The sequence below is a fragment of the Vibrio cyclitrophicus genome (genome assembly GCF_024347435.1).
Lineage (GTDB): Bacteria > Pseudomonadota > Gammaproteobacteria > Enterobacterales > Vibrionaceae > Vibrio > Vibrio cyclitrophicus.
Map to the genome: position 1 here is coordinate 1,251,849 of NZ_AP025481.1, position 21,098 is coordinate 1,272,946.

Consider the following 21,098-nt stretch of genomic DNA (forward strand, 5'->3'; position numbering starts at 1 on the left):
AACCTATAACCCACCATGAACGATGTTCTCAAAGATCCCCTAAACCAGATATTCTAGGGATTTAGAAACAATCCCATGATTTAAAAGAGTAAAAGGGTTATACATAATGATGTGTTATCTAAATGACTGAAAATATCATGACGCTCACAGAGATCCTTAAAACTCCCAATGTCCGCTACTTCTTAATGTTTCGAAGTAGCTACTTTGCGCGTTTTTATTACCCTATTTTCACCCTACTCTATTTAGATTACGGCTTAACCCTGTCTCAGTTTGCCATGCTAAACGTAGTCTGGGCAGCCACCATTGTGCTTGCTGAAGTACCGTCGGGCGCATTCGCCGATACCTTAGGCCGTAAGAAACTGGTGGTGCTATCTTCGATTGTGATGTTTGTTGAGATCGCGATGATCGCCTTAGTGCCAACCGGAAACCCTAACTTGGTGTTCATTGTCTTTCTAATTAATCGGATTCTCAGTGGCTTAGCGATGGCACTGGCGAGCGGCGCCGACGAGGCATTGGCTTACGACACCTTAAAAGAACAAGGCAATGAAGAGTTGTGGCCCCGAGTGCTGCAAATCCAGCTTCGTGTCGCCTCAACTGTCGGTATCTTTGTCACTCTAATTGGTGCGGCGATGTACGATGTGAACTTTATGGCGAACATCTTTCATTTCTTTGGACTAGCGGAGCCAGAAAGCACTAAAGACCTGATGCGTATTCCCGTGTTCGCCACCTTATTTGTTGCGACGATCGCCATCTATGCCGCGATTAATATGCGCGAAGAGAAAAAGGTGATGCCAAGCGACCAAACCAAATTAGCAACCACCATCGCAAGCCTCAAGTTAACGATCGATGCAGGTAAATGGGTATTTGCTACGCCTTACGTGCTGTTCATCTTGCTCTACTACAGCCTATTCGAACACACCTCGCGAATGTTCCTAACCATGAACAGCCAATACTATCTGGCCATTGATATTCCAATTATCTACTTTGGTTTTATTGGCGCGGGTATCAGCTTGCTTAAGATTATATTGGCAGGGCAAAGCCGAAGATTGGCAGAAAGCATCGAGCCCAAAACCTTTATTGTGTTCATGGGGTTAGCAAGCATGGCGACCTACTATTGGATCAGTTTAGGTTGGTCGATTTATGGCGTAATTCCCGCGTTGGTACTGATCTTTATCATCATGACGATGAACATATTCATTAGCTACCATCTGAACAAAAAGACGGAATCACATAACCGAGCGACCGTTCTCAGTTTCAAAGGCCTGATGTTTAACCTTGGGTATGGCTTGATCGGTATTTTGTATGCCTACTACTATAAATTGGTGTCTCAGAGCTACACCGCACAAGAGATAGAACAAAACCTCGACTTCTTAGCTTCACTGTCTTCGTTCTTCTATTACTTCACCTTATTGTTCGTTTCGATCAGCGTACTGTTCTATTTCAAAAACAAAAAAGGACCCATTTTTTGAAGGGGTTAGCTGTATTTTGTCGAAATTAAAGCTTCACCTCTGGCTATAACAAGACTAAGTCGCTTCTTATATTGGTATGGTTTGTTAGTATAATCATTAATTTATATAACACATGGAAGCGTCATGTCTTTTAGTTGGATAGCTTTTACTCTTCTTGCTGCCTTCAGCCAATCTTGGCGTAATGCATTTCAAAGCAAATTAAGTGGCACAATGAGTGTGGCGGGAGTGACGCTGGCTCGCTTTATTTGGGCTGGCCCTATTGCACTTATTTACCTATGCGCGCTCTATCAATGGCAGCCAGTCGCTGTTCCTAGTTTTTCCGGCAAGTTTGGCTTTTTTATCGTTGCAGCAGCCATTATGCAGATCCTCGCGACCGGTTTAATGGTGATGCTATTTAAACTCGAAAACTACGCGATTGGAGCCGGACTCGCTAAGTGTGAGGCTCCCGTTTCGGCAGTGCTTTCTGTGTTGTTCTTTGGTACCGCGTTAACGGTGACAGGTTGGATAGGAGTACTTATTGGCACGTTAGGCGTGCTAATAATGAGCAGCTCTTCCGGTTGGCGAAGCCTCTCTCCCAAAGTCTTTCTCTTAGGTATGGCTTGCAGCACAGCCTTTGCTTTAACGTCTCTTTGGGTACGTGAAGCTAGCTTGAGTATTGGCCTGCCCTTCCCTCATAGCGCCGCATGGGTGCTGTTTCTCGTCATTTCCCTTCAGACAGTGATTATCTGTACGTATCTTTTTTTCAGAGAACGCGACACATTGCGCCAGATCTTTACCAAGTCGAAACTGGTGGTAATGACAAGCCTAGCAAGTGTAATTGGTTCTCTTGGCTGGTTTAGCGCGATGTCACTTCAAGCCGTGCCTTATGTAAAAACATTAGGGCAAATCGAAGTAGTCTTTATGGTATTGATCTCTTACTTCTGGTTGGGGCAAAGTATTGCTCGCAAAGACATTCTTGCGCTGATCTTACTTTCTATCGCAGCTGTGTTGGTAATGTGGCAGTAGTTGAACTGCGTCATACCGTGGTGTTTAATCATTCCCTCATTCCTTACTTGGTTGAATCACTACAGTCTGGCATTATGCGCTCGAGAAATCCGTGCACATTCACGGTATAGATAGCACGAAGGTAGTCAGTGTTAGAAAACAACCAACAATTAAGTAACCAATACGACGAACAGGGTTACTTTGTTCTCAGAAATTATTTCGATGAAGCTCAAATTGCATCGCTTAGAAAAGTCGTACTTAAATTCCATGAATCGTGGAAGGCCGACAACGAAGAGTTCTATCAAGAAGAAGCGTTTAACTCGTCTCTAATTACGGGAAGCCAATATTTACCTACTGATGATAGAACTGCACTCTTTGATTTCATTAGCTCAAAAAAAGTCATGGATGTCGTTGATGCGGTAATTCCGAACAACCCTGCATTCATGAACACGCAACTATTCTTCAACCCTGTAAACCCGGAGCAGAAAGACTTTTGGCATCGTGACTGTCAATACGATTATGACATTGATGACCAGATGAGAGTAATACTAGAAACGCAAGTATTACACCTACGCGTCCCCTTATTTGATGAACCCGGAATGGAGCTCATCCCCGGAACACACAAGCGATGGGACAATGAAGAGGAATACAATGTTCGCCAAGAAGTGAATGGTAAAGAGAGCAGTGATGACATCTCTGGCGGGAAGCAAATACCGTTAGCTGCAGGCGACTTGTTGGTATTTTCGGCGGATATGATCCATCGAGGCCGATACGGGCTGGATCGGTTGGCTTTGGATATATTGATCTTTGATTCTGCGGCCGATTATGTAGACTACGTCGATGACGATTGCTTGCCAACTCCATCAATGTTGAACAAGTTTAACGATCCAAGATTGTTTATGAACACGCTACAGTTAAAATCGATGCTGTGCTAGCAATCAATTAACATCGCGAATTTTTAACAAACTAGAGTAGAGAATATCGCACATATTGTGGCTTAGAGTTGAAATATCTAATCCCAGAACGCTGATTTATGATTGGCGAGACCACGCCCTTATCTGCGCAATTTCATCTTCATCGATATTTAAAGATTGCAGGAATTTGAGATGTCCTAGCGGCTCCATCTGCTCAAAACGTTTGTGCCAATTGATCATACCCTGTTCATCCATTCCTGATTCTTTAAGTATTTCTGTCCAACGCTCTTTGGTGAGTAGGCCTTGATTAAGAAGTTCAGGGTCTTTGAGTAACGCCATTATGGACTGTTGCTGCTGGCGCAATTTTTGAATTTCTAGATCGAGGGCGGCAAACTGTTGTCTTAGTACCACATCTCGGTCTTCATCCTGAGATTGCTGTAGCAGGCTCTCAATCTCACTGACGGGAATACCATAAGAGCGATAGGCAAGTATTGCTCTAAACTTTTCAAGCTCTCGTTCGCCATATTGGCGATAACCGTTAGATGCTCTAGTTGCGGGAGTGATTAGCCCCTTTCGCTCGTAGTAGAGAACCGTTGTTCGACATACCTCAAGTTGCTCACAAAATTGTTTGATGCTCAACACTTAGGGCTATCCTCTTTGGTTGTTTGATAGTGAGACCAAATCAATGGAATCAATGCACTGATAAGAATAATCAGTGCGCCAATCATTGACCATAAATCAGGAATTTCAGAAAAGACAACTAAGCCAATAATAAGTGAATAGATAATCTTTACATACTCAACATTGACAATGATGTTGGCTTGCACCCATTTATATGCAGAGATACCAACATACTGAGCAAACGAAGAGATGATGCCAACTAACAGCAGTAGCATAAAGTCTTCGACTGTTGGTGTGCGCCATAAGTAAAGGGTTGGTATTAATGTCATCAAACCAATTGCCAGAGCTTGGTATGCCATCAATGTTATCTTTGGTTCGCTCTGTGCCACTTTCCTAACACACACTACCGCTACCGACGCGCCTAGTGCGGCAATCACGCCAGATAAAACATAAAGGTTATGGCTTGCAAAGGTCGGTCGAACAACCGTCATTACCCCGATAAATCCAACCACAATCGTGAAAATTCGACTGCTGGTGATCTGCTCTACCAATACGAAATGAGCGATTAGAGCCACAAAAAGTACCTGCAGAAAACCGAGTGCTGTTGCGTCAGAAAATGGAATGTTGCTCACTGAAATAAAACCAAAATATAGAGCGGTAAAAGCGCCTAGTATTCTTAGTAGGTGAAGCGATATTTTGTTGGGCTTAAGCAGCACACCGATATTTTTTCTGATCGCAGGCAGGAGCAAGAGCATAAAGATGAGCTGGCGAAAGAACAGGATCTGAAATGTGTCATAGTCTGTACTGAGTTGTCGAACAAATACCCCAACTATAGTAAACAGTGCTGTAGATATAAGGGCAAGAGTGATCCCTTTCATTGTCGATGAAAGGTGGTTAAAGAGCTGAAGTATCTTTGATTGCTGTAAGTCTCGTAATTGGTACAACGAAATGTGCCTCTTTAGTCATGATAAGTATAAGGCTAATCATTCTAAAGTCGTTACCTGTAGACAGGTCAAGTGATATGAGTTGTTAACGGATAAAAGTAATCTCTTTGAAACATGAAAAAGGGTAATTCTGAGTTAAAAATTGACGTTGGTTAAGATTTAAAGTGACAAGGTTTTGGACAAAATAATAGCTCGTCCTGTTTTTCAAATTGCTTACTCAAAGTGACAGAGGTAGTTTGCGTTATTTTATGCAGGGCCTTTAGAAACCGTTGTCTATCAGCCTTAGCTCTTATATGTCACTCTCATTTTGATCGATTTCAATTTTTTCGATTAAATGCAACCTATAACGCCTAGTTTCACTATCGTCAAACTCAGTTTCCAGCCAAATATCAACTAGTTTTATTGCTAGTGTCGGTTCAATAGTCAAGGCTCCCAAAGTAAGTACATTAGTATCATTATGTCGCCTAGCCTGCTCAACAGTATGGGATTCAAAGCCCATCACAGCTCTTATACCATTAACTTTGTTAGCACAAATATTCATTCCTACACCTGTCCCACAGATTAATATGCCCATATCTACGCGTTTAAGTTTAACCAATTTGGTTACTTTATCTGCATAGAGCGCTGAATGTGTACGTTCCTTATTTCCTGTACCCATATCAATAACGGTATGGCCTTTATTTTCAATATGAGTGACAAGCTTCTGCTTTAATTCAAGTCCAGCGTGGTCATTACCTATTGCAACTTTCATACAATTACTTTCTACCTCATAGGTTTTATATAAATGTAGTGGACAATTAAATTTAGCCACATAGCTCGATGAAAAAATATACCAAATGATGCCAGAGTGAAGCATATATTGAATCAGCCGAAACAAAGAACGGAATATTTCTGCGTTACGATGTTCCCCCTCCTCTCTTCTGCACAGCAACGTATCAATGAGTGGACTAAATTAGCATCTCACGGATAATTTCAAGTATTACAAATCTCCAATCAAGTAGCCAATTCATTGAGCTATTACAAACTGCCCATCAACATGATTGGGAGCGTTAGGCGACGACATTTTTTACTGTCTCCGGTCCCTTTGCTTACTTAGTTTACCTCTAAACCATGCGACATTAATAACGTGTTCCTTTTCCCATTGATTAGTTGTTATGTCTTTTTGGACAAATTTACACCAACCAGAGAGCTGTGATTTAAACACAGAAAGTGTAAGAAAATGTAAATAATGTAAATTCAATGCAAATGTAAATCATTGTCATTTACCTTGCGGAGGAATAAACGACTCGTTAGACGTCATCAAAGAATGAGCGCGGTTCAGGTTACGGATAATTTGTTTCTTCCATCGCTTAAACAACGACAGGGTCTATGGAAGCCAATACGGTCAATCTTTGGTATTGGCGAAACTGGTTACGCGAAAAAAAATCTAACGATGATAAAAAATAATAAATAGGAGTTAAAAGTACAGTGTTTTTCAAAACAAAGGTATCGCTACTAATCAGTGCAGTATTAGCGAATCAAGCATTTGCAGAAAGTCATACGACTGAAGAGCCAATGGTGCCAGCTGAAACAATGACAATTGTGGGTAGCGAGTTTGCTCATTATAAGAATGATACCAACAACACCGCTATGCGTATGGAGATGACTCAATTAGAAACTCCGGGGCAAATTACGGTCATAGACAGTTCAATGTTCGAAGAGCAAGGGGCAAGTAGTCTTGGAGAAGTTTTAGAGTATGAGTCAAGTGTAACAACAGGGAATACCAAAGGGCACAACATTGAATACTTTACCATGCGTGGTTTTGATGTTGGTAGTGGTAGCGGGATCATGAGAGATGGTCATCAACTCTGGTCGTATTACCCACAACCGACCGAGCTACTAGAACGAGTCGAGGTGTTAAAAGGTCCATCAAGTTTACTTTATGGTCAATCAGAGCCTGGCGGTCTAATTAACATGGTGACAAAAAAGCCAACGTCTGAGACGCAACTCATTTTGCGCCAAGACATTGGCTCTAACGATAAATCTAAAACTATGATAGATCTCAGTGGCTCACTTAACGAAGATCAATCTTTGCGCGCAAGAACTATCCTAGTAAAGGATAGCTACAGATCTTGGCGCGAATATGCAGATGGAAGCAACCCTCAAACAGAACGCATGATCGGTGCACTAATGGTTGATTATGACATCAATGAAAAAGCGATGTTATCTCTGCATTATGACTATTTTGATTATGACGGTGATGTTGATACTGGCTCTTACATTGTGGATGGTAAGCCAGTTGCAGGCAGCAAATATATTTGGGACGCTGATTGGGCTAATACTGATATTAAAGTTCAAAACTACGGTTTTGACCTTCTCCTATCACCAAGTTATGACACCAACATAAAGACGGGATACAACGCCCAAAGATATGAACGTGATTATCGTTACACATGGACTAACTTTAGCAACTATGAAGAAAATGGGACTGTCACTCTGACCCCCGGTGAACAGTATGACGAGTGGAACCATGATACCGCTTATGTTGATCTTACCCACAACTTCGATTTAGTTGGAACTGAGAATACTCTATTAATTGGTGCGAACTACTTGAGGTATTCTTTCGACCGTATAAATCATACAGGTGATGTAGTTAGTGCAAGTGTTGGAGAGTCTGTCGACTTCCCTGAATCGTTGAATACTAGCATAAGAGCGTCTTCTTACGATCTTTGGGGTACTTACATCCAAAACTTAACAAAATTCAATGATCAATGGCATCTTCTAGTGGGTGTTCGTTATGACGAGAAACATGATGATATTACTGAAAGCCAAGTTTCACCAAAAGCAGGGGTTATTTACCACCCTTCAGATAATAGCTCTATTTATGTCCAGTACTCAGAAAGTTTCATTCCTCAAGGTGAAGTGGGTACATCTTATATAAACGAAGGTGAAAAACTCGACGCTGAATTAGGTAAATCTTATGAAGTCGGAACCAAATGGGAGCTATTTGATCGTCGCTTATTTTTGACTGGGGCTTTGTTTGAGACAACTTTATCGAACATTCAACTAAGCGTTGAAAACCCAGATAATGCAGATGAAGATATTTTGACTCAAGATGGCGAACAGGTTCATCGAGGAGCTGAATTCGCAGCACAGGGGCTCGTTAGTAGTAAGTTAAGTCTTTCAGGATCTGCTACATATCTTGATGCAGAGATAACAAACAGCGCTTCTTACGAGGGTAATGTACCAGCGAATACACCTGAGTTTTCAGCGTCAATATGGTCAAATTACAAACTTAGAGATGACACCAATCTAAATCTAGGCGTTGTCCATGTCGGAAGCCGCTACGGTGACTCAGGTAACACTTTCAAGAAAGATGCATATACGCGTATTGATACCGGTATCTCTTACACTCAGAAGTACAACGACCTCAACATCGTAGCTCGCTTCAATATTGAAAATCTATTTGATACTGATTATCTAGATGGAGGCGGCAATACAAGAAGCACTCAATTAGGTGGTGAGGATGTTGATATTGGTGAGGGTCGAAATTATATGGCTAGCATCCAATTTGAATATTAATTAGCTGGCTCTCAGCTTAAGCCATTGCAACCAAAACCGTTTTTCAATAGGTGTGATGTTCGCGATGGCTTTTCTGATTTTAGGTTAAGTTATAAGCTGATTGGTTTTTACCTTTCAGCTTATAGCTTTAGCTATAATATCAGGATTCATTTAACACCGACCTTACTTTTAGGCTTCTTACCAAGGAAGAACTTGCCTAGATTTAAGTGCTCCTTTCCCCTGCGACACCTAGAGGCAATCAGAAGCCAGTATTTAACTCCATCTATCAGATACCTACCCAGAATATCTCTTAAAACGAATTGGCAGAGCGACTTTCGTAAGTCGATATGAAACAAAGAAACGATGAAGAACAATTTTATTTGTAGAAGAGTTTAGATCTAGTCTATTAATTGCTTTTGTCAGTAACCTTGGTGCATAACAATAGCTATTGTGTCAATGCTTTGGACACTCGACTAACATGAACTAAGCTCATTAGCTTAATTGATGGTTTGATGATTAGCTGCGCACTACCTACTATAAATAACCAAGTACCACTTTCAATCAGAGACTCATTTAAAAAGAAGAAGCTACCAACCAAAAACCAAACTGCAATTAATAAATCATTGAATGCTCCTAAAGCCTCATAACGACGCTGAATCACTATATGTTTTTTACCAATATCTACATCCAACTCTACACCTTGATTCACAAACTCTCCTAAATCGAACTACAGTTAAAGATACAAAGGGCTATTAGCTCATCAATATGTTAATTGCCCTATCAAGACTTTCATTGAAGCCATCAAGTGTTGGAAGTTATTCAGAGAGTATCAATTATCGGTAGATTACCGACATTAATAACACACTCACCTTTCCAAGTAGTACCCGATATAAACGCTTCTCTTTAGAGCCTACATAAACAATTACAGAGTGTAAACCAGGCGTAATTGAAAATTATTATGTCCTATTGATTTATACAGTGCTGGCTACACCAATGGCATAACAACAGTGGTAAACTCAACTCATTTATGAGTGTTCAGCTAACTTTGGGGCAGATCTGAGCTAGAAGCTAACTCATGACTTGATATAAAAACCTAGTTCAAGCATTCACCAAGCCAGCACGGCCCTCGAATCTCAAGTTATAAGCCGTCCAAATTGCCCTTCAATCGTTATCCCCTCTTCTTATATTGATCTATTTTCTCCTAATCGAAGTACAAGTTATTAATAATTCGATGTAAATCGCTAATTTTTTTAAATTGTTGTCTAGAATCTCATAGGGCCTATCGCTTCGGTAATTGCCAATAGAAACGACACCTTTTGATTCTGTTTTTGGTTTTAGGGAGATGAAATGGAAAGCCCAATTGTCACGCTCAAACATGCGAGCAAAAGCTTTGTTGATGGCAAAGAGACCCATAACGTATTGGAAGGCGTCGACTTCACATTGGCGACGGGCGCAAGTGTGGCTTTGACAGGAGCGAGTGGCAGTGGCAAAAGCACCCTACTCAACGTGATTGCTGGTTTCGAACCACTTTCAGTTGGTGAGTTGTGGCTAGATGGCGATAACGCGATGGTTTGGAAGGATCCGCAATGGAGTCGCTTTCGCCATCACAAACTCGGCGTTATCTTTCAACAGTTCAACTTACTCACCCCGCTCAACGTAAAACAAAACATCGCCTTCCCGCTTCATTTAAACCAACAAAAATGGAACGATTGGTGTGATTATTTGGTGGAAGCTTTAGGCATCAGCGAGCTACTTGATAGGCATGTTTCTGCGCTCTCTGGCGGCCAGCAGCAACGTGTCGCTATTGCACGCGCGCTAGCCCACAAACCCAAGCTACTGCTTGCCGATGAACCGACAGGCAACCTCGACCAAAAAGCAGGCTTGGAAGTCATGAAGTTGCTGAGTGAAATCACCACACAAGGCAACACTGCTGTACTGTTGGTCACACACAGCCCTGAGTGTGCCAGTTTTATGCAAACACAGTTGGTTTTAGATGATGGTCGTTTGAAGACCGTTGATTTGAAAAAGGCTCTATCGCAAGCCAGTGAGCAGCCCTATGAAGCAAGCTAGGTTTGCGAGCACCAAGTTCACCCATACCAAACTGACTCTAAATCTGTTCGCGGCGCACTATCGCCAATCACCGTTACAAGCTGCTGCAATTTTAATCGGCATCGTGCTGGCGGTGACCTTGTTTGTCGCCGTGCAAGCCATTAACCTTAATGCGAAACGTAGTTATTCAGAATCGACTGAGCAACTTAGCGCACAGGCGCAAAACTTAATCATTCCGCCATCAGGGCAAAACTACTTACCAGAATCGCTTTACTTCACCTTGAGACAAAATGGATTAAGTGCCGCGCTGCCTGTGATTGAAGGGCAAGTGAGAGACGAGCAAGGACGTCGTTGGTCAATACAAGGCAGTGAATTAATCGCCGCTCTCACCTCAAGAGCTCGTTACTCTGGCGTCGATGAAAAAAGCGATAACGAAAAAGACAATACTCGAGGCAATGATCCAAACATTTCCCTGTTCGATACCGCCTTACCTTTACCGCCACTCTTAGCGGGCGAGCCCATCGTGATGATGAGCCAATCGCAATACCAAAACTTGGGCGAAGTAGACACGCTCACTCTGGATGAAATCAAAACCAAAGTCGTGGTGCTACCAGACGAATGGCAACTGGGTAGCAGAATGCTGATGGACATTGGATTCGCTCAGCAACTGCTCAACAAACAAGGACAACTGAGCTACATCGCTGTGTTTAATCCCAATAACAACTCACTCGATAAATGGCAAAGCATCGTTGGCGAACAAGGGCAATGGATCACCAATAATCAAAGTACCGATCTCGGCTCGATTACTGACAGCTTTCACCTCAATCTCACCGCCATGAGTTTGTTGGCGTTTTTGGTTGGCCTGTTCATCGCTTACAACGGTGTTAAGTACAGTTTGCTGAAACGTAATCGGCTGTTGGTGCAAATTCAACAAGCTGGAATTGCGCCAAGCATCGTATTTTCAGCTCTGTTAGTCGAGCTGACTCTTTTAGTCACATTGGGTGCGTCGCTTGGTTTCATTTTAGGAATTCAATTAAGCCACTGGCTCCACCCCACCGTCGCGATAACGCTTGAGCAACTTTATGGTGCTACACTGCTTCCCGGTACATGGCAGTGGCAATGGTTAGCGCAAGCTTTACTGCTCACTCTAGCCGCAACGCTGGTTGCATGTTGGCAGCACTTTAAGCAGCGCGTCCGCCAGCCTCTCTCTTCACATGGTGGTTTTTATCAAGCGCCGGAAGCCTCGAACGAAAATCAGCTATTTGTTGTTGGCGTGGTACTCACTGTTTTGGCGTTGGCCGGTTTATGGCTTAGCGAACATCACCGGTTCACGATGGCCTGGCTCGGTGTGTTAGTGGTGTCGATACCTTTGTATCTACCGAAAACCCTAAGTGTGCTAGCGAGTTGGAGCGAAAAGCGCGCCCAATCAGGTTTAATACAATATCTGTTTGCTGAACTGCGAGAGCTGATCTCCCCTCTTTCCCTTGCCATGATGGCCCTGCTTCTTGCTGTTACCGCCAATATAGGAATGAATACCTTAGTTGGCAGTTTTGAGTCCACCCTAAAGCAATGGCTTGAACAGCGATTGCATGCTGACATTTACGTTAGCCCCGCCCAAGGTGAAATTGCCAATGTTGAACATGCCTTAACCCTGTTTGATAACGTTGAAACCGTCTACAAGCAATACTACGTTGATGATAACTTGCAAGGCTTGCCTATTTTGCTCGGCACCAAAGACAATGAAACACTTGAACAAACCATGGTGTTCCAATCTCATGTTGATAACTTCTGGACGCGCTTTTACCAAGGTGAATTAGTGGCGATAAGCGAACCTACGGCGGTGAAGCTCGGCTTGTCTCTTGGAAGCCAACTCAAATTAGACGCTATCCAAGACAATACATTGAGTGTTGGCGCGATTTTCCATGACTATGGCTCACCAAATGGGGAAGTGTTATTGGCTCCCAACTTATGGCTTGAAAACGGCTTTACGGACTTACCCACCAGCTTGGGAATCAAAGTATCTGGCGACCCACAACAGGTGTACGAACAATTACGCCAACAATTGAATTTGCATCCTAGTCAGCTTTACGATCAAGCCCAAATCAAGTCCATCGCTTTGGACATTTTCTCACAAACTTTTGCCATTACGCGAGCGCTCAATGGCGTCACTTTAATGGTTGCTGTTATTGGTTTGTTCTGTGCATGCTTTATGTTGCTCGACGCACGCAAGGCCGCTATTGCAAGGTTGTATGCGCTTGGCGTTAGTCGGAAGAAATTAATGGTTATGGTGGTGGGGCAAATCGTTGTTCTGGTCGCTTTTACTCTAGTGATCGCCGTGCCGCTTGGTGCCATGGTAGGCTATGTACTGACGGACATCGTCACCCTTCGCGCATTCGGTTGGAGCTTAAATTACGTATGGAGCTGGAGTGACGCACTGAACATTGCTGTCATCACTATTTTAGTCGCAGTGGTTGCTACCTTAATTCCGCTGTGGCGTTTGGTCAGTAAGCCGGTCGTGTGCAGCTTGCAAAGTGAGGTGTTGTGATGAACCAACTAATTAAGGCAACAGCGCTCATTCTGTTGAGTTTATCTCTTATCGCATGTGAAGACTCACAGCCCCAAAACATGGGCTCAATCCTCAGCACTGAAAGACAAACTGACGAAGAAACGCAAACAGACAAAGCGCAGTTCACTACAGTGGTAAAAGGCATCGACATCACCTTTCCTGCCGACCATCAAGCACACCCTGATTTTCGTCATGAATGGTGGTATTTAACTGCCAATCTGACTGATGAAGAAGGTCACTCATTAGGTGTGCAATGGACTCAATTTCGTTTCGCAACCGCACCACAAGAAAGTGAGCACAGCACTCAGAAAACAACATGGCAAAGCCAACAGATCTATATGGCGCATAGTGCCGTCACCACCAAAGACAAACACTATGCCAACGAAAAATGGTCTCGCGGTCAAGCTAAGCTAGCAGGTGTCGATTCTTCACCATTTCGAGTTTACCTTGATGATTGGCAATGGACCTCGGCTACCGATGATCTATTCCCTGCTACGTTGAATGCAGATTCTGAACAGTTTGGTTACTCGCTCAAATTAACTAACGATGCACCCTACCAAAAACAAGGCGACCAAGGCTACAGCACCAAGAGCGGTGACGCGAAGGTAGCTTCGTATTACTACAGTCAGCCGTTCATTGATGTATCAGGCGAAGTGATCATTAATGGAGTAGCACATCAAGTATCAGGCAAAGGTTGGATCGACAGAGAGTGGAGTTCGCAGTTTTTGCTCGACTCACAACAAGGTTGGGATTGGTTTGCTCTAAGGTTAAACGATGCAACCAGTTTGGTCGTGTTCCAACTTCGAGATTCAAAAACAGGCAAAGCCAGCTATTCCCATGCGAGGTTAATGCAGCGAGAAGGTTCTGGCATCGCGATTAAACAACAAGACATCAGCTTAACCGTCACCAAGAAAACAGAGATCGATGGGCGTGACTATCCAACAGAATGGCAAATTAAGATTCCGACGCAACAAATTAAACTGACTGTTTCGGCGCTTAATCCAAATGCGAAAATGCCACTATCGGTGCCCTATTGGGAAGGACCAATCATGATTAAAGGATCCCACTCTGGTTCTGGCTATATGGAGCTGACAGGATATTAAGCAAAATATCTCTGGCTACTTAGGCATTTCAATCAGCAATTTGTACCCTACCCCATAAACCGAACGGATAGGGTTTGCTGTTGGTGCCACAGCATGTATTTTTTTACGGATGTTCTTTATGTGGGTATCAATATTTCTGTCTGATACATCGGCAAGATCGCTGTAAAGCGCATTGAGAATATCATCACGACTATACACTCGGCCGGGATGCTCCACTAGCAGGCGAAGTAACATGAATTCTTTGGGCGTTAAGTCAAGAAAGCAGCCACCAAATCGGGCCTCATATTCGTCAGGCTTTAATATAAATTGTCCCAAAACTAACTCAGCGCTTGGTTGATAAGAACGGTTAGACGCTGGGTTTGGTTGAATGCGGCGCAGTACCGTTTTGATCCTCGCAATCACTTCTCTAGGGCTAAACGGCTTGCAGATATAATCATCAGCTCCGAACTCTAAACCAATTAATCGGTCAATCTCTTCACTTTTTGCGGTCACCATGATGATAGGTAATTGAGAAAACTGACGTACTTGTTTGCATATCTCTACACCGTCTACATCTGGCAGCATTAAATCAAGCAACATTAAGTCAAAAGTCTGCGATTTCACCGTCTCAACAACATTCGCACCCGACGCGAGGTGGGTCGCTTCAAAGCCACTATTTTGGCAATACGCGATCAAGACTTCGGCAATGTACTCCTCGTCTTCCACAATCAAAATATGCGTCTTCATTCTCTCTTTCCTCTATCGAAATCTTATTGTGAGCCAGTATGGTGATGGATCGGTAGGGTTATCATCATTTTAACACCGCCCAGATCTGATTTTTTAGCACAAATAGTGCCTTGATGCGCTTCGATAATTTGGTGACACAATGCTAAACCAATACCAGAGCCACCATGATCTCGACTGCGAGATTGTTCTACTCGATAAAAGCGTTCAAATACCCGTGTGAAATCTTGCTCAGGAATGGATGGTGACGTGTCTTCAATTGCCACCTCTACGGTGTTTTTGTCTTTGTGAAGGGATAAAGCGATGCTTCCCGGTGCGTCGGTATAACGACAGCTATTTTCCAATATGTTGGTAAACAACTGCGTCAAACGCTCTCGATCAGCCACCACAAAACACGCTGTCCGCTCTTTCCCATACAGTGATTCACACTCTAAACCTAGCCCCAATTCATCGGTCTTAACCTTAAAGCCAAGTAAGATACCTTTGAGAAGTTCAACAAGATCGAATGAAGATTTTTGGTATGACAAACCGCCAATATCAGTAATAGACAGCTGATAAATATCACCGACCAAATGGCTCATGCTATCAATTTGATCAATCATCACCTGTAAGCGCTTTTCATCCGCTTTAAAAATCCCATCTTGAATTGCGTTAAGCTGCCCTCGAACCACTGTGAGCGGTGTTTTCAGTTCATGAGCAACGTCTGACATCCACTTTGAGCGTTCCGTTTTATTCTTCTCCAGTGTCTGAGCCAGAACGTTAATATTGTCAGTGAGTACGCCAAGTTCATCGTTACTAGCACTCTCCACCCTTGCTGAAAAGTTACCTTGAATCAACTGAGTCGTACCTTCATTCACTTTAAAAATGGGCGCAACCAAGTGACGAGAAAAAAGCCAAGCTGTTATAAACGCAAGCACGATAACGGCCAACGTAATCGCAACATAGCTTTGGTATTGCTCAGCCAAAAATGCGTTGGCAGGGCTGTGTTCAGCCAGCCGCGAAGGAACATAACTGAGCCAGCCGACCACGACACCGTCTAACACAATGGCGTGAGTAAAGGCGCTTTCATCAATTCGAGAGCGGCCTACCACCACCGTTTTATCGACATCATATAAACTGAGTCTTCTCTGCGTTTGCAGTAACTGGCTCATTCCCGTCGTATCCGTCGGCAAAGAGAGTGATCCTCGCTCCTCTGGCCCTTTTCGAGTGCCCACCAAACGTCGCCAATGCTTCTCGTCTTCTTTTAGCGATTGCCACGACCCATTGGTTTGATAGTACTCTCCCAACTTTTGGCTGACTTGCTTGATATAGCTCGATTCGGCCTCTTTGATAAAGTCATGAAAACCCGACGACAGGTTCTGCATAATCAAAGCGAGCATAATGCACACCGCGACAAAGCTTGTGATACAAAAAGCAAAGAAGAACTTATGAATAAGCTTCAATTTATAATCTATCTTCAACGTTCTTTCCTTATCCTCGAGATAACGCATCCACAGGGTTTAATTTTGCTGCATTTCTAGCGGGTAAAAAACCGAAGAGAACCCCAATCAGTGTTGAGCAAATAAAGGCCGCAATAATTGAGTTGGTCGAATAAATCATACTCAAACCACTGCTCGTCGACGAGACAATCAAGCCCACAGCGTAAGCTAACCCTATACCCAAAGCGCCACCACACAAACACACTAAAACGGCTTCAATTAAAAATTGTCTCAGAATATCTGCTTGCCTTGCTCCAACTGCCATACGAATGCCGATTTCTCGCGTTCGTTCGGTTACCGACACCAGCATGATATTCATAACACCGATGCCACCCACCACCAATGAAATAAAGGCAATAGCCGAGATAAGTAAGGTCATCGTTGATGAAGTTTGTTCAATATTTTCTCTGACCGTATCCGTATTGACGGTAAAGAAGTCTTCCACACCATGGCGCATTTTAATTAAGTTAATGATCGCTTGCTCTGCTGCGGTGCTGGATACTTCGTCGCTCACCCTAACCGTAATATCATTAACGTAATTTTGGCTATAAATACGAGAATTTACCGTGCTATAAGGTAACCAAACATTCAGAGCATCACTATTGCCAAACGCCATTTCTCTTGCTTCGGTAACCGCGATAATACGCACTGGCAAGCGACCTAAAAAGATGACTTTGCCAAGTGCTTCACCATCAGGGAAAAGGTCATTTAAGGTATTGTTATCAATAACCGCCACTTGCTCTAGTGCATCAATACTTCCGTCATCAAATAGCTGCCCTTGTGCGACTTCAAAACCTCGAACGCGAAAGTAATCAGAACCAACACCTTGCACTTCTGCTGTCACCGCCTCATTACCATAGCGCACCGCCACATTCACACGCACAGTCGGTGTCACACTATCAACAAAGGAGAGATTCGTTAAAGCGTTTGCATCATTTGCTGTCAAGGTTCTCACTCGCCCAGCACGTCGGTCGCCCAGCCCAGAACCAGGTTTGATTTCAATAGTATTGGTGCCCATTGAAGCCATTCGTGACAAAACCTGAGCTTGAGAACCATTGCCAATCGCTACAACGGACACCACAGACGCAATACCGATGATGATCCCCAGCATCGTCAGAAACGTTCTTAGTCGATGGCTTCCCATTGCGGATAGCGACATTTTGAACGCTTCAACAACGCTGAACCACTGTGCAGAAAACGGCTTTGATATAGGTTTATTGACACTTTGTTTCTCTTCGATTCTTGTCGCTGAATATTCAGTTGAGGCGCTATCATTATTGGCACCGCTCGTTATATCACTCACGATTTCTCCATCAGAGATCTCGATTACGCGCTCCGCGGAGGCGGCGATCTTAGGGTCATGAGTAACCAGAACAATAGTATGCCCTTGTTGATGCAACTCACGAAGTAAGTCCATCATCTCTTTACCGCTATGGCTATCGAGAGCCCCGGTTGGTTCATCGGCAAGGATCACCGTACCACCATTAATCAAAGCGCGGGCGACACTAACTCGCTGTTGTTGCCCACCACTAAGTTGACTTGGCTTATGATCCATTCGCTCCGCTAGCCCCAACCTTTTTAACAGTTGCTCAGCTCGTGCTTGGCGGGACGCTTTGTTTTCGGCTGAGTAAAGCGCAGGGATCTCGACATTACCGATAGCAGTGAGATCATCTAACAAATGATAACGTTGAAATATAAAACCAAAATAGTCACGGCGTAATTCCGCTAATTGATCAGGGTTCATTACCGATGTATCTCGACCATTAACAAGATAAGTTCCTTCGCTAGGAGTATCTAAGCAACCTAAAATATTCATTAAAGTCGATTTACCCGAACCAGATGCCCCCATTATCGCGATCATTTCACCGCGACGTATGGTTAGGTTAACGTTGTTCAATACCGTTAACTGATCATCACCTGCAGGAAAACAACGACTGAGTCCTGAGATTTCTAATAGAACGTCACTCATAACTAAGGTCTCCCGCCATTACCTTGACCACGACCTCCAGGACCTCCATTACCACGACCACCTTTCTCAGGCCCTAATGTCGATGACATATCAAAACCTGATGACGATTTGGCGTTCGCTTGACCAATAACAACTCGATCTCCTAGCTCTAGCCCATCCAGAACTTGTGCATACACTTTATTATTGATGCCAATCTCAACATTTCGCATCTCTAATGCGCCTTCAACTAAAACAGGGACACGATAACGATTCTTGCCGGGAAGCTTTTTAGTCAGGACTTGAGACGGAACCAATAGTGCTTCTTGTGCATCATCTAGTACGATCGAGACTTGCGCTGTCATACCAAAGCGCAGCAACCCTTCCGTGTTATCGACATCAAATACCGCGTTATAATAAATAGCATCATTATCACCAATGTTTAGCTCGCTATCGTCGCCAGTCAAAAGGGTTGGGCCAGGCTCAATTGATTTCAGTTCACCATAAAAATTGTGTTGTGGCGCGCCTAAAATCGAAAAGTACACTTTTTGCCCCGTCGCAATGTGAATGATATCGGCTTCAGACACTTGTGCCTTGACCGTCATAACATCAAGTTGAGCGACTTCAACAATGGAAGGTGTCGATTGATTTGTGTTAACGGTTTGCCCCTCTTCAACAGAGACATAAACAACCGTGCCATCAATCGGTGATTCGATCTTTGTATAGCTTAAATCCAGTTGAGCGTCATCGACACTGATCAGCGCTTTCTCTTTTTCTGCAACCAGTTGGTCGAGTTCGGCTTCATAAACAAGAAGTTCGGCCTCTGCTGCGTCATACATGGATTGCGAGCTGGCATTTTTTAACAACATCGCCTTTTGTCGTTCAAAAGCAAGTTGTGACTGATAAATCTGCGCTTTTTTCGCTCGATATTGCGCATTAATGTTAGTGAGTGAAGCATGGGATTCTTTCAATGCGTTTTCTTGTGAAAGGTTATCAATTTGAGCAATAACATCTCCAGCTTTAAGTGTGTCACCGACCGTAACGGCTATCGACTCTAACTTGCCTGAAACTTGAGCACCCACATTCACCATTTTGTAGGGATATAGCACACCGTTAGTGAGCACAACATCTTCGATGTTACCGATGCGAACAGGCTCCGTAGAATAAGTGACGATTGAGGCATCGTTCTTCATATAAAAATAAGCGGCGACAGCACCGATAGCGATAACAAGTAAAGTGATCGTCACTAACTGTTTGATGTTTTTCATGCGAAGGTTTTCCCAATTTTTTCATTACTCCTAGGATAACGAAAAAATGTGAGGGAACTTTGAGACATTAACACCATGCAACACACTGATAATAAGTAAGTTTTATTAAAAAACATTAAATTGTGTGATAAATGTGTGGTGATAAAGAAACAACGAACAACAGAGAGACGTATAACTAAGCGTTTCTAAGTTCAGGAATGCAATCTGCATCAAGTTATTTGCAGCTATCCAATGACTCGTATAACCCCTGAGCCTTAACCCTGCCTTAACCATATAACTGCTATCCTTTTTTCTATGTTTGCAATTCTGCTTCTAGGATAAGGTTTCATTATGTTTCTACCCCGCGCGTTAAGATTGCCTTTGGGCTTACTTCTCTCTAGTTCTCTACTATTGGGCTGTGGCGAACAAGCTATGGAACAACGACCAGCCCCAGGTCCTATTCATGTCGACGTTTTAGACTTGACTCCAACAACACTGCGTTTGACGACCCAGTTGCCAGGGCGAATTGCCGCGTTCAAGCAAGCAGAAGTGAGGCCTCAAGTAACAGGGATTCTCAAAAGCCGCCTATACAAAGAGGGCTCTCACGTAGAAGCCGATGATGTACTTTATGAAATTGACCCAACCACTTATCAATCCAACGTTAATAGCGCACAAGCTCAATTAGCGAAAGCACTGACGAGCGAAGATACCGCTCGAAAAACGGCACTCCGCTATAAAGAACTATTAAGAAAAAAACTGACCAGTCAGCAAGATTTTGACGATGCAGACGCCCTTTACAAAGAAGCCCAAGCTGAAGTCGCGATCCGCCAAGCAGAATTGGATTACGCCAATATTGAACTGTCTTATACCAAAATCAAAGCGCCTATCTCAGGTCAGGCTGGTCTTTCTTTGGTCTCTGAAGGCTCTTTATTGACCTCTGAGCAGTCTTCTTACCTGACGACTATTGTGCAAACCACGAACGTTTACGTGGATATGCAGCAATCTTCGTTAGCGATTACCAAAATCAGAAAAGAGTTTGCGACCTTTACCGACAAAAATGCAGAGATCCCAGTAACGATAACGTTAGAAGACGGCAGTGCGTATGACGAAGTCGGCCATTTAGAGTTTTCGGACACGCTCGTTTCAGACTCAACCGGTACGGTAACGCTACGTGCCATCATTCCGAACCCTGACAATACTTTACTCGCCGGTATGTACGTACGCGCCCATATTTCGATGCCAGAAGCACGAGGCTACCTTGTTGTTCCGCAATCAGCTGTAGTAAGAAGCCAGTCTGGTGATCCTTCAGTTTTTGTCGTTAACCAAGACAACAAAACAGCGAAAAAGCCAGTCGTTCTCGGCAATGAAGTGGGTAACGGTTGGGTTGTTAAAGAGGGGCTTTCTAGCGGTGAACAAGTCGTCATCACCAACATAATTAACATGAAAAATGATGTTGCGGTTGTTGTCGATAGCAGAACAGACAGTACCGTTCCTGCTTTGGCGAGCGAGGAATAA

At 43.5% G+C, this 21,098-nt stretch carries 16 protein-coding genes; 8 read left to right on the forward strand and 8 right to left on the reverse strand.

The window, feature by feature from the left end; all coding sequences use genetic code 11:
• Window positions 1–137: 137 nt before the first annotated feature.
• The 3 genes from OCW38_RS20385 (at window position 138) to OCW38_RS20395 (ending at window position 3,388) form a co-directional block, all read left to right on the forward strand.
• Window positions 138–1,469, forward strand: a complete 1,332-nt coding sequence (locus OCW38_RS20385; RefSeq protein WP_032544939.1) for an MFS transporter — start codon at window positions 138–140, stop codon at window positions 1,467–1,469.
• 123 nt (window positions 1,470–1,592) lie between these two features.
• Window positions 1,593–2,474, forward strand: coding sequence for a DMT family transporter (locus OCW38_RS20390; protein ID WP_010431385.1), 882 nt, complete (start codon window positions 1,593–1,595; stop codon window positions 2,472–2,474).
• A 128-nt stretch (window positions 2,475–2,602) separates the two neighbouring features.
• Window positions 2,603–3,388, forward strand: a complete 786-nt coding sequence (locus tag OCW38_RS20395; protein ID WP_016767874.1) for a phytanoyl-CoA dioxygenase family protein — start codon at window positions 2,603–2,605, stop codon at window positions 3,386–3,388.
• A gap of 96 nt (window positions 3,389–3,484) precedes the next feature.
• Here the strand turns inward: OCW38_RS20395 and OCW38_RS20400 are convergent, their stop codons facing one another.
• From OCW38_RS20400 to rpiB, 3 genes are all read right to left on the reverse strand, one after another.
• Window positions 3,485–4,009: a MerR family transcriptional regulator gene (locus OCW38_RS20400; protein ID WP_016767873.1), complete on the reverse strand. Its 525-nt coding sequence runs from the start codon at window positions 4,007–4,009 to the stop codon at window positions 3,485–3,487.
• Complete coding sequence (locus OCW38_RS20405; protein WP_016767872.1) at window positions 4,003–4,866, reverse strand: DMT family transporter; 864 nt, start codon at window positions 4,864–4,866, stop codon at window positions 4,003–4,005. The genes OCW38_RS20400 and OCW38_RS20405 overlap by 7 nt, the downstream gene beginning before the upstream one ends.
• Window positions 4,867–5,221: 355 nt before the next feature.
• Entirely contained in the window at window positions 5,222–5,683 is a 462-nt protein-coding gene (gene rpiB, locus OCW38_RS20410; protein ID WP_010431394.1) for a ribose 5-phosphate isomerase B, read from the reverse strand.
• A gap of 716 nt (window positions 5,684–6,399) precedes the next feature.
• On the opposite strand from rpiB, the gene OCW38_RS20415 reads away from it, so the two are divergent.
• Window positions 6,400–8,493, forward strand: coding sequence for a TonB-dependent siderophore receptor (locus tag OCW38_RS20415; protein WP_016767870.1), 2,094 nt, complete (start codon window positions 6,400–6,402; stop codon window positions 8,491–8,493).
• 424 nt (window positions 8,494–8,917) lie between these two features.
• Here OCW38_RS20415 and OCW38_RS20420 read toward each other — a convergent pair whose 3' ends face one another.
• Window positions 8,918–9,181, reverse strand: coding sequence for a YrhK family protein (locus OCW38_RS20420; RefSeq protein WP_010431397.1), 264 nt, complete (start codon window positions 9,179–9,181; stop codon window positions 8,918–8,920).
• Window positions 9,182–9,819: 638 nt separating this feature from the next.
• Between OCW38_RS20420 and OCW38_RS20425 the strand changes: the two genes are divergently transcribed.
• From OCW38_RS20425 to OCW38_RS20435, 3 genes are read left to right on the forward strand one after another with little or no spacing between them, the layout of a single operon-like run.
• Complete coding sequence (locus OCW38_RS20425) at window positions 9,820–10,542, forward strand: ABC transporter ATP-binding protein (RefSeq protein ID WP_010431399.1); 723 nt, start codon at window positions 9,820–9,822, stop codon at window positions 10,540–10,542.
• A complete protein-coding gene (locus tag OCW38_RS20430) occupies window positions 10,529–13,066 on the forward strand; it encodes an ABC transporter permease (protein ID WP_016767869.1) in 2,538 nt (845 codons plus the stop codon). Before OCW38_RS20425 ends, OCW38_RS20430 begins: the two co-directional genes overlap by 14 nt.
• A complete protein-coding gene (locus OCW38_RS20435) occupies window positions 13,066–14,190 on the forward strand; it encodes a lipocalin-like domain-containing protein (RefSeq protein ID WP_016767868.1) in 1,125 nt (374 codons plus the stop codon). Before OCW38_RS20430 ends, OCW38_RS20435 begins: the two co-directional genes overlap by 1 nt.
• Before the next feature lie 15 nt (window positions 14,191–14,205).
• On the opposite strand, the gene OCW38_RS20440 is transcribed toward OCW38_RS20435, so the two are convergent.
• The 4 genes from OCW38_RS20440 to OCW38_RS20455 are packed head-to-tail and all read right to left on the reverse strand — an operon-like array spanning window position 14,206 to window position 19,604.
• The gene (locus OCW38_RS20440; RefSeq protein ID WP_016767867.1) at window positions 14,206–14,916 is read right to left on the reverse strand and encodes a response regulator; all 711 of its coding nucleotides are present in this window, start codon (window positions 14,914–14,916) and stop codon (window positions 14,206–14,208) included.
• Window positions 14,917–14,939: 23 nt separating this feature from the next.
• Window positions 14,940–16,373: an ATP-binding protein gene (locus OCW38_RS20445; protein ID WP_016767866.1), complete on the reverse strand. Its 1,434-nt coding sequence runs from the start codon at window positions 16,371–16,373 to the stop codon at window positions 14,940–14,942.
• Between the two features lie 10 nt (window positions 16,374–16,383).
• Complete coding sequence (locus tag OCW38_RS20450) at window positions 16,384–18,360, reverse strand: MacB family efflux pump subunit (RefSeq protein WP_016767865.1); 1,977 nt, start codon at window positions 18,358–18,360, stop codon at window positions 16,384–16,386.
• 2 nt (window positions 18,361–18,362) lie between these two features.
• The gene (locus OCW38_RS20455) at window positions 18,363–19,604 is read right to left on the reverse strand and encodes an efflux RND transporter periplasmic adaptor subunit (RefSeq protein ID WP_016767864.1); all 1,242 of its coding nucleotides are present in this window, start codon (window positions 19,602–19,604) and stop codon (window positions 18,363–18,365) included.
• A gap of 330 nt (window positions 19,605–19,934) precedes the next feature.
• Between OCW38_RS20455 and OCW38_RS20460 the strand changes: the two genes are divergently transcribed.
• Entirely contained in the window at window positions 19,935–21,098 is a 1,164-nt protein-coding gene (locus tag OCW38_RS20460; protein WP_016767863.1) for an efflux RND transporter periplasmic adaptor subunit, read from the forward strand.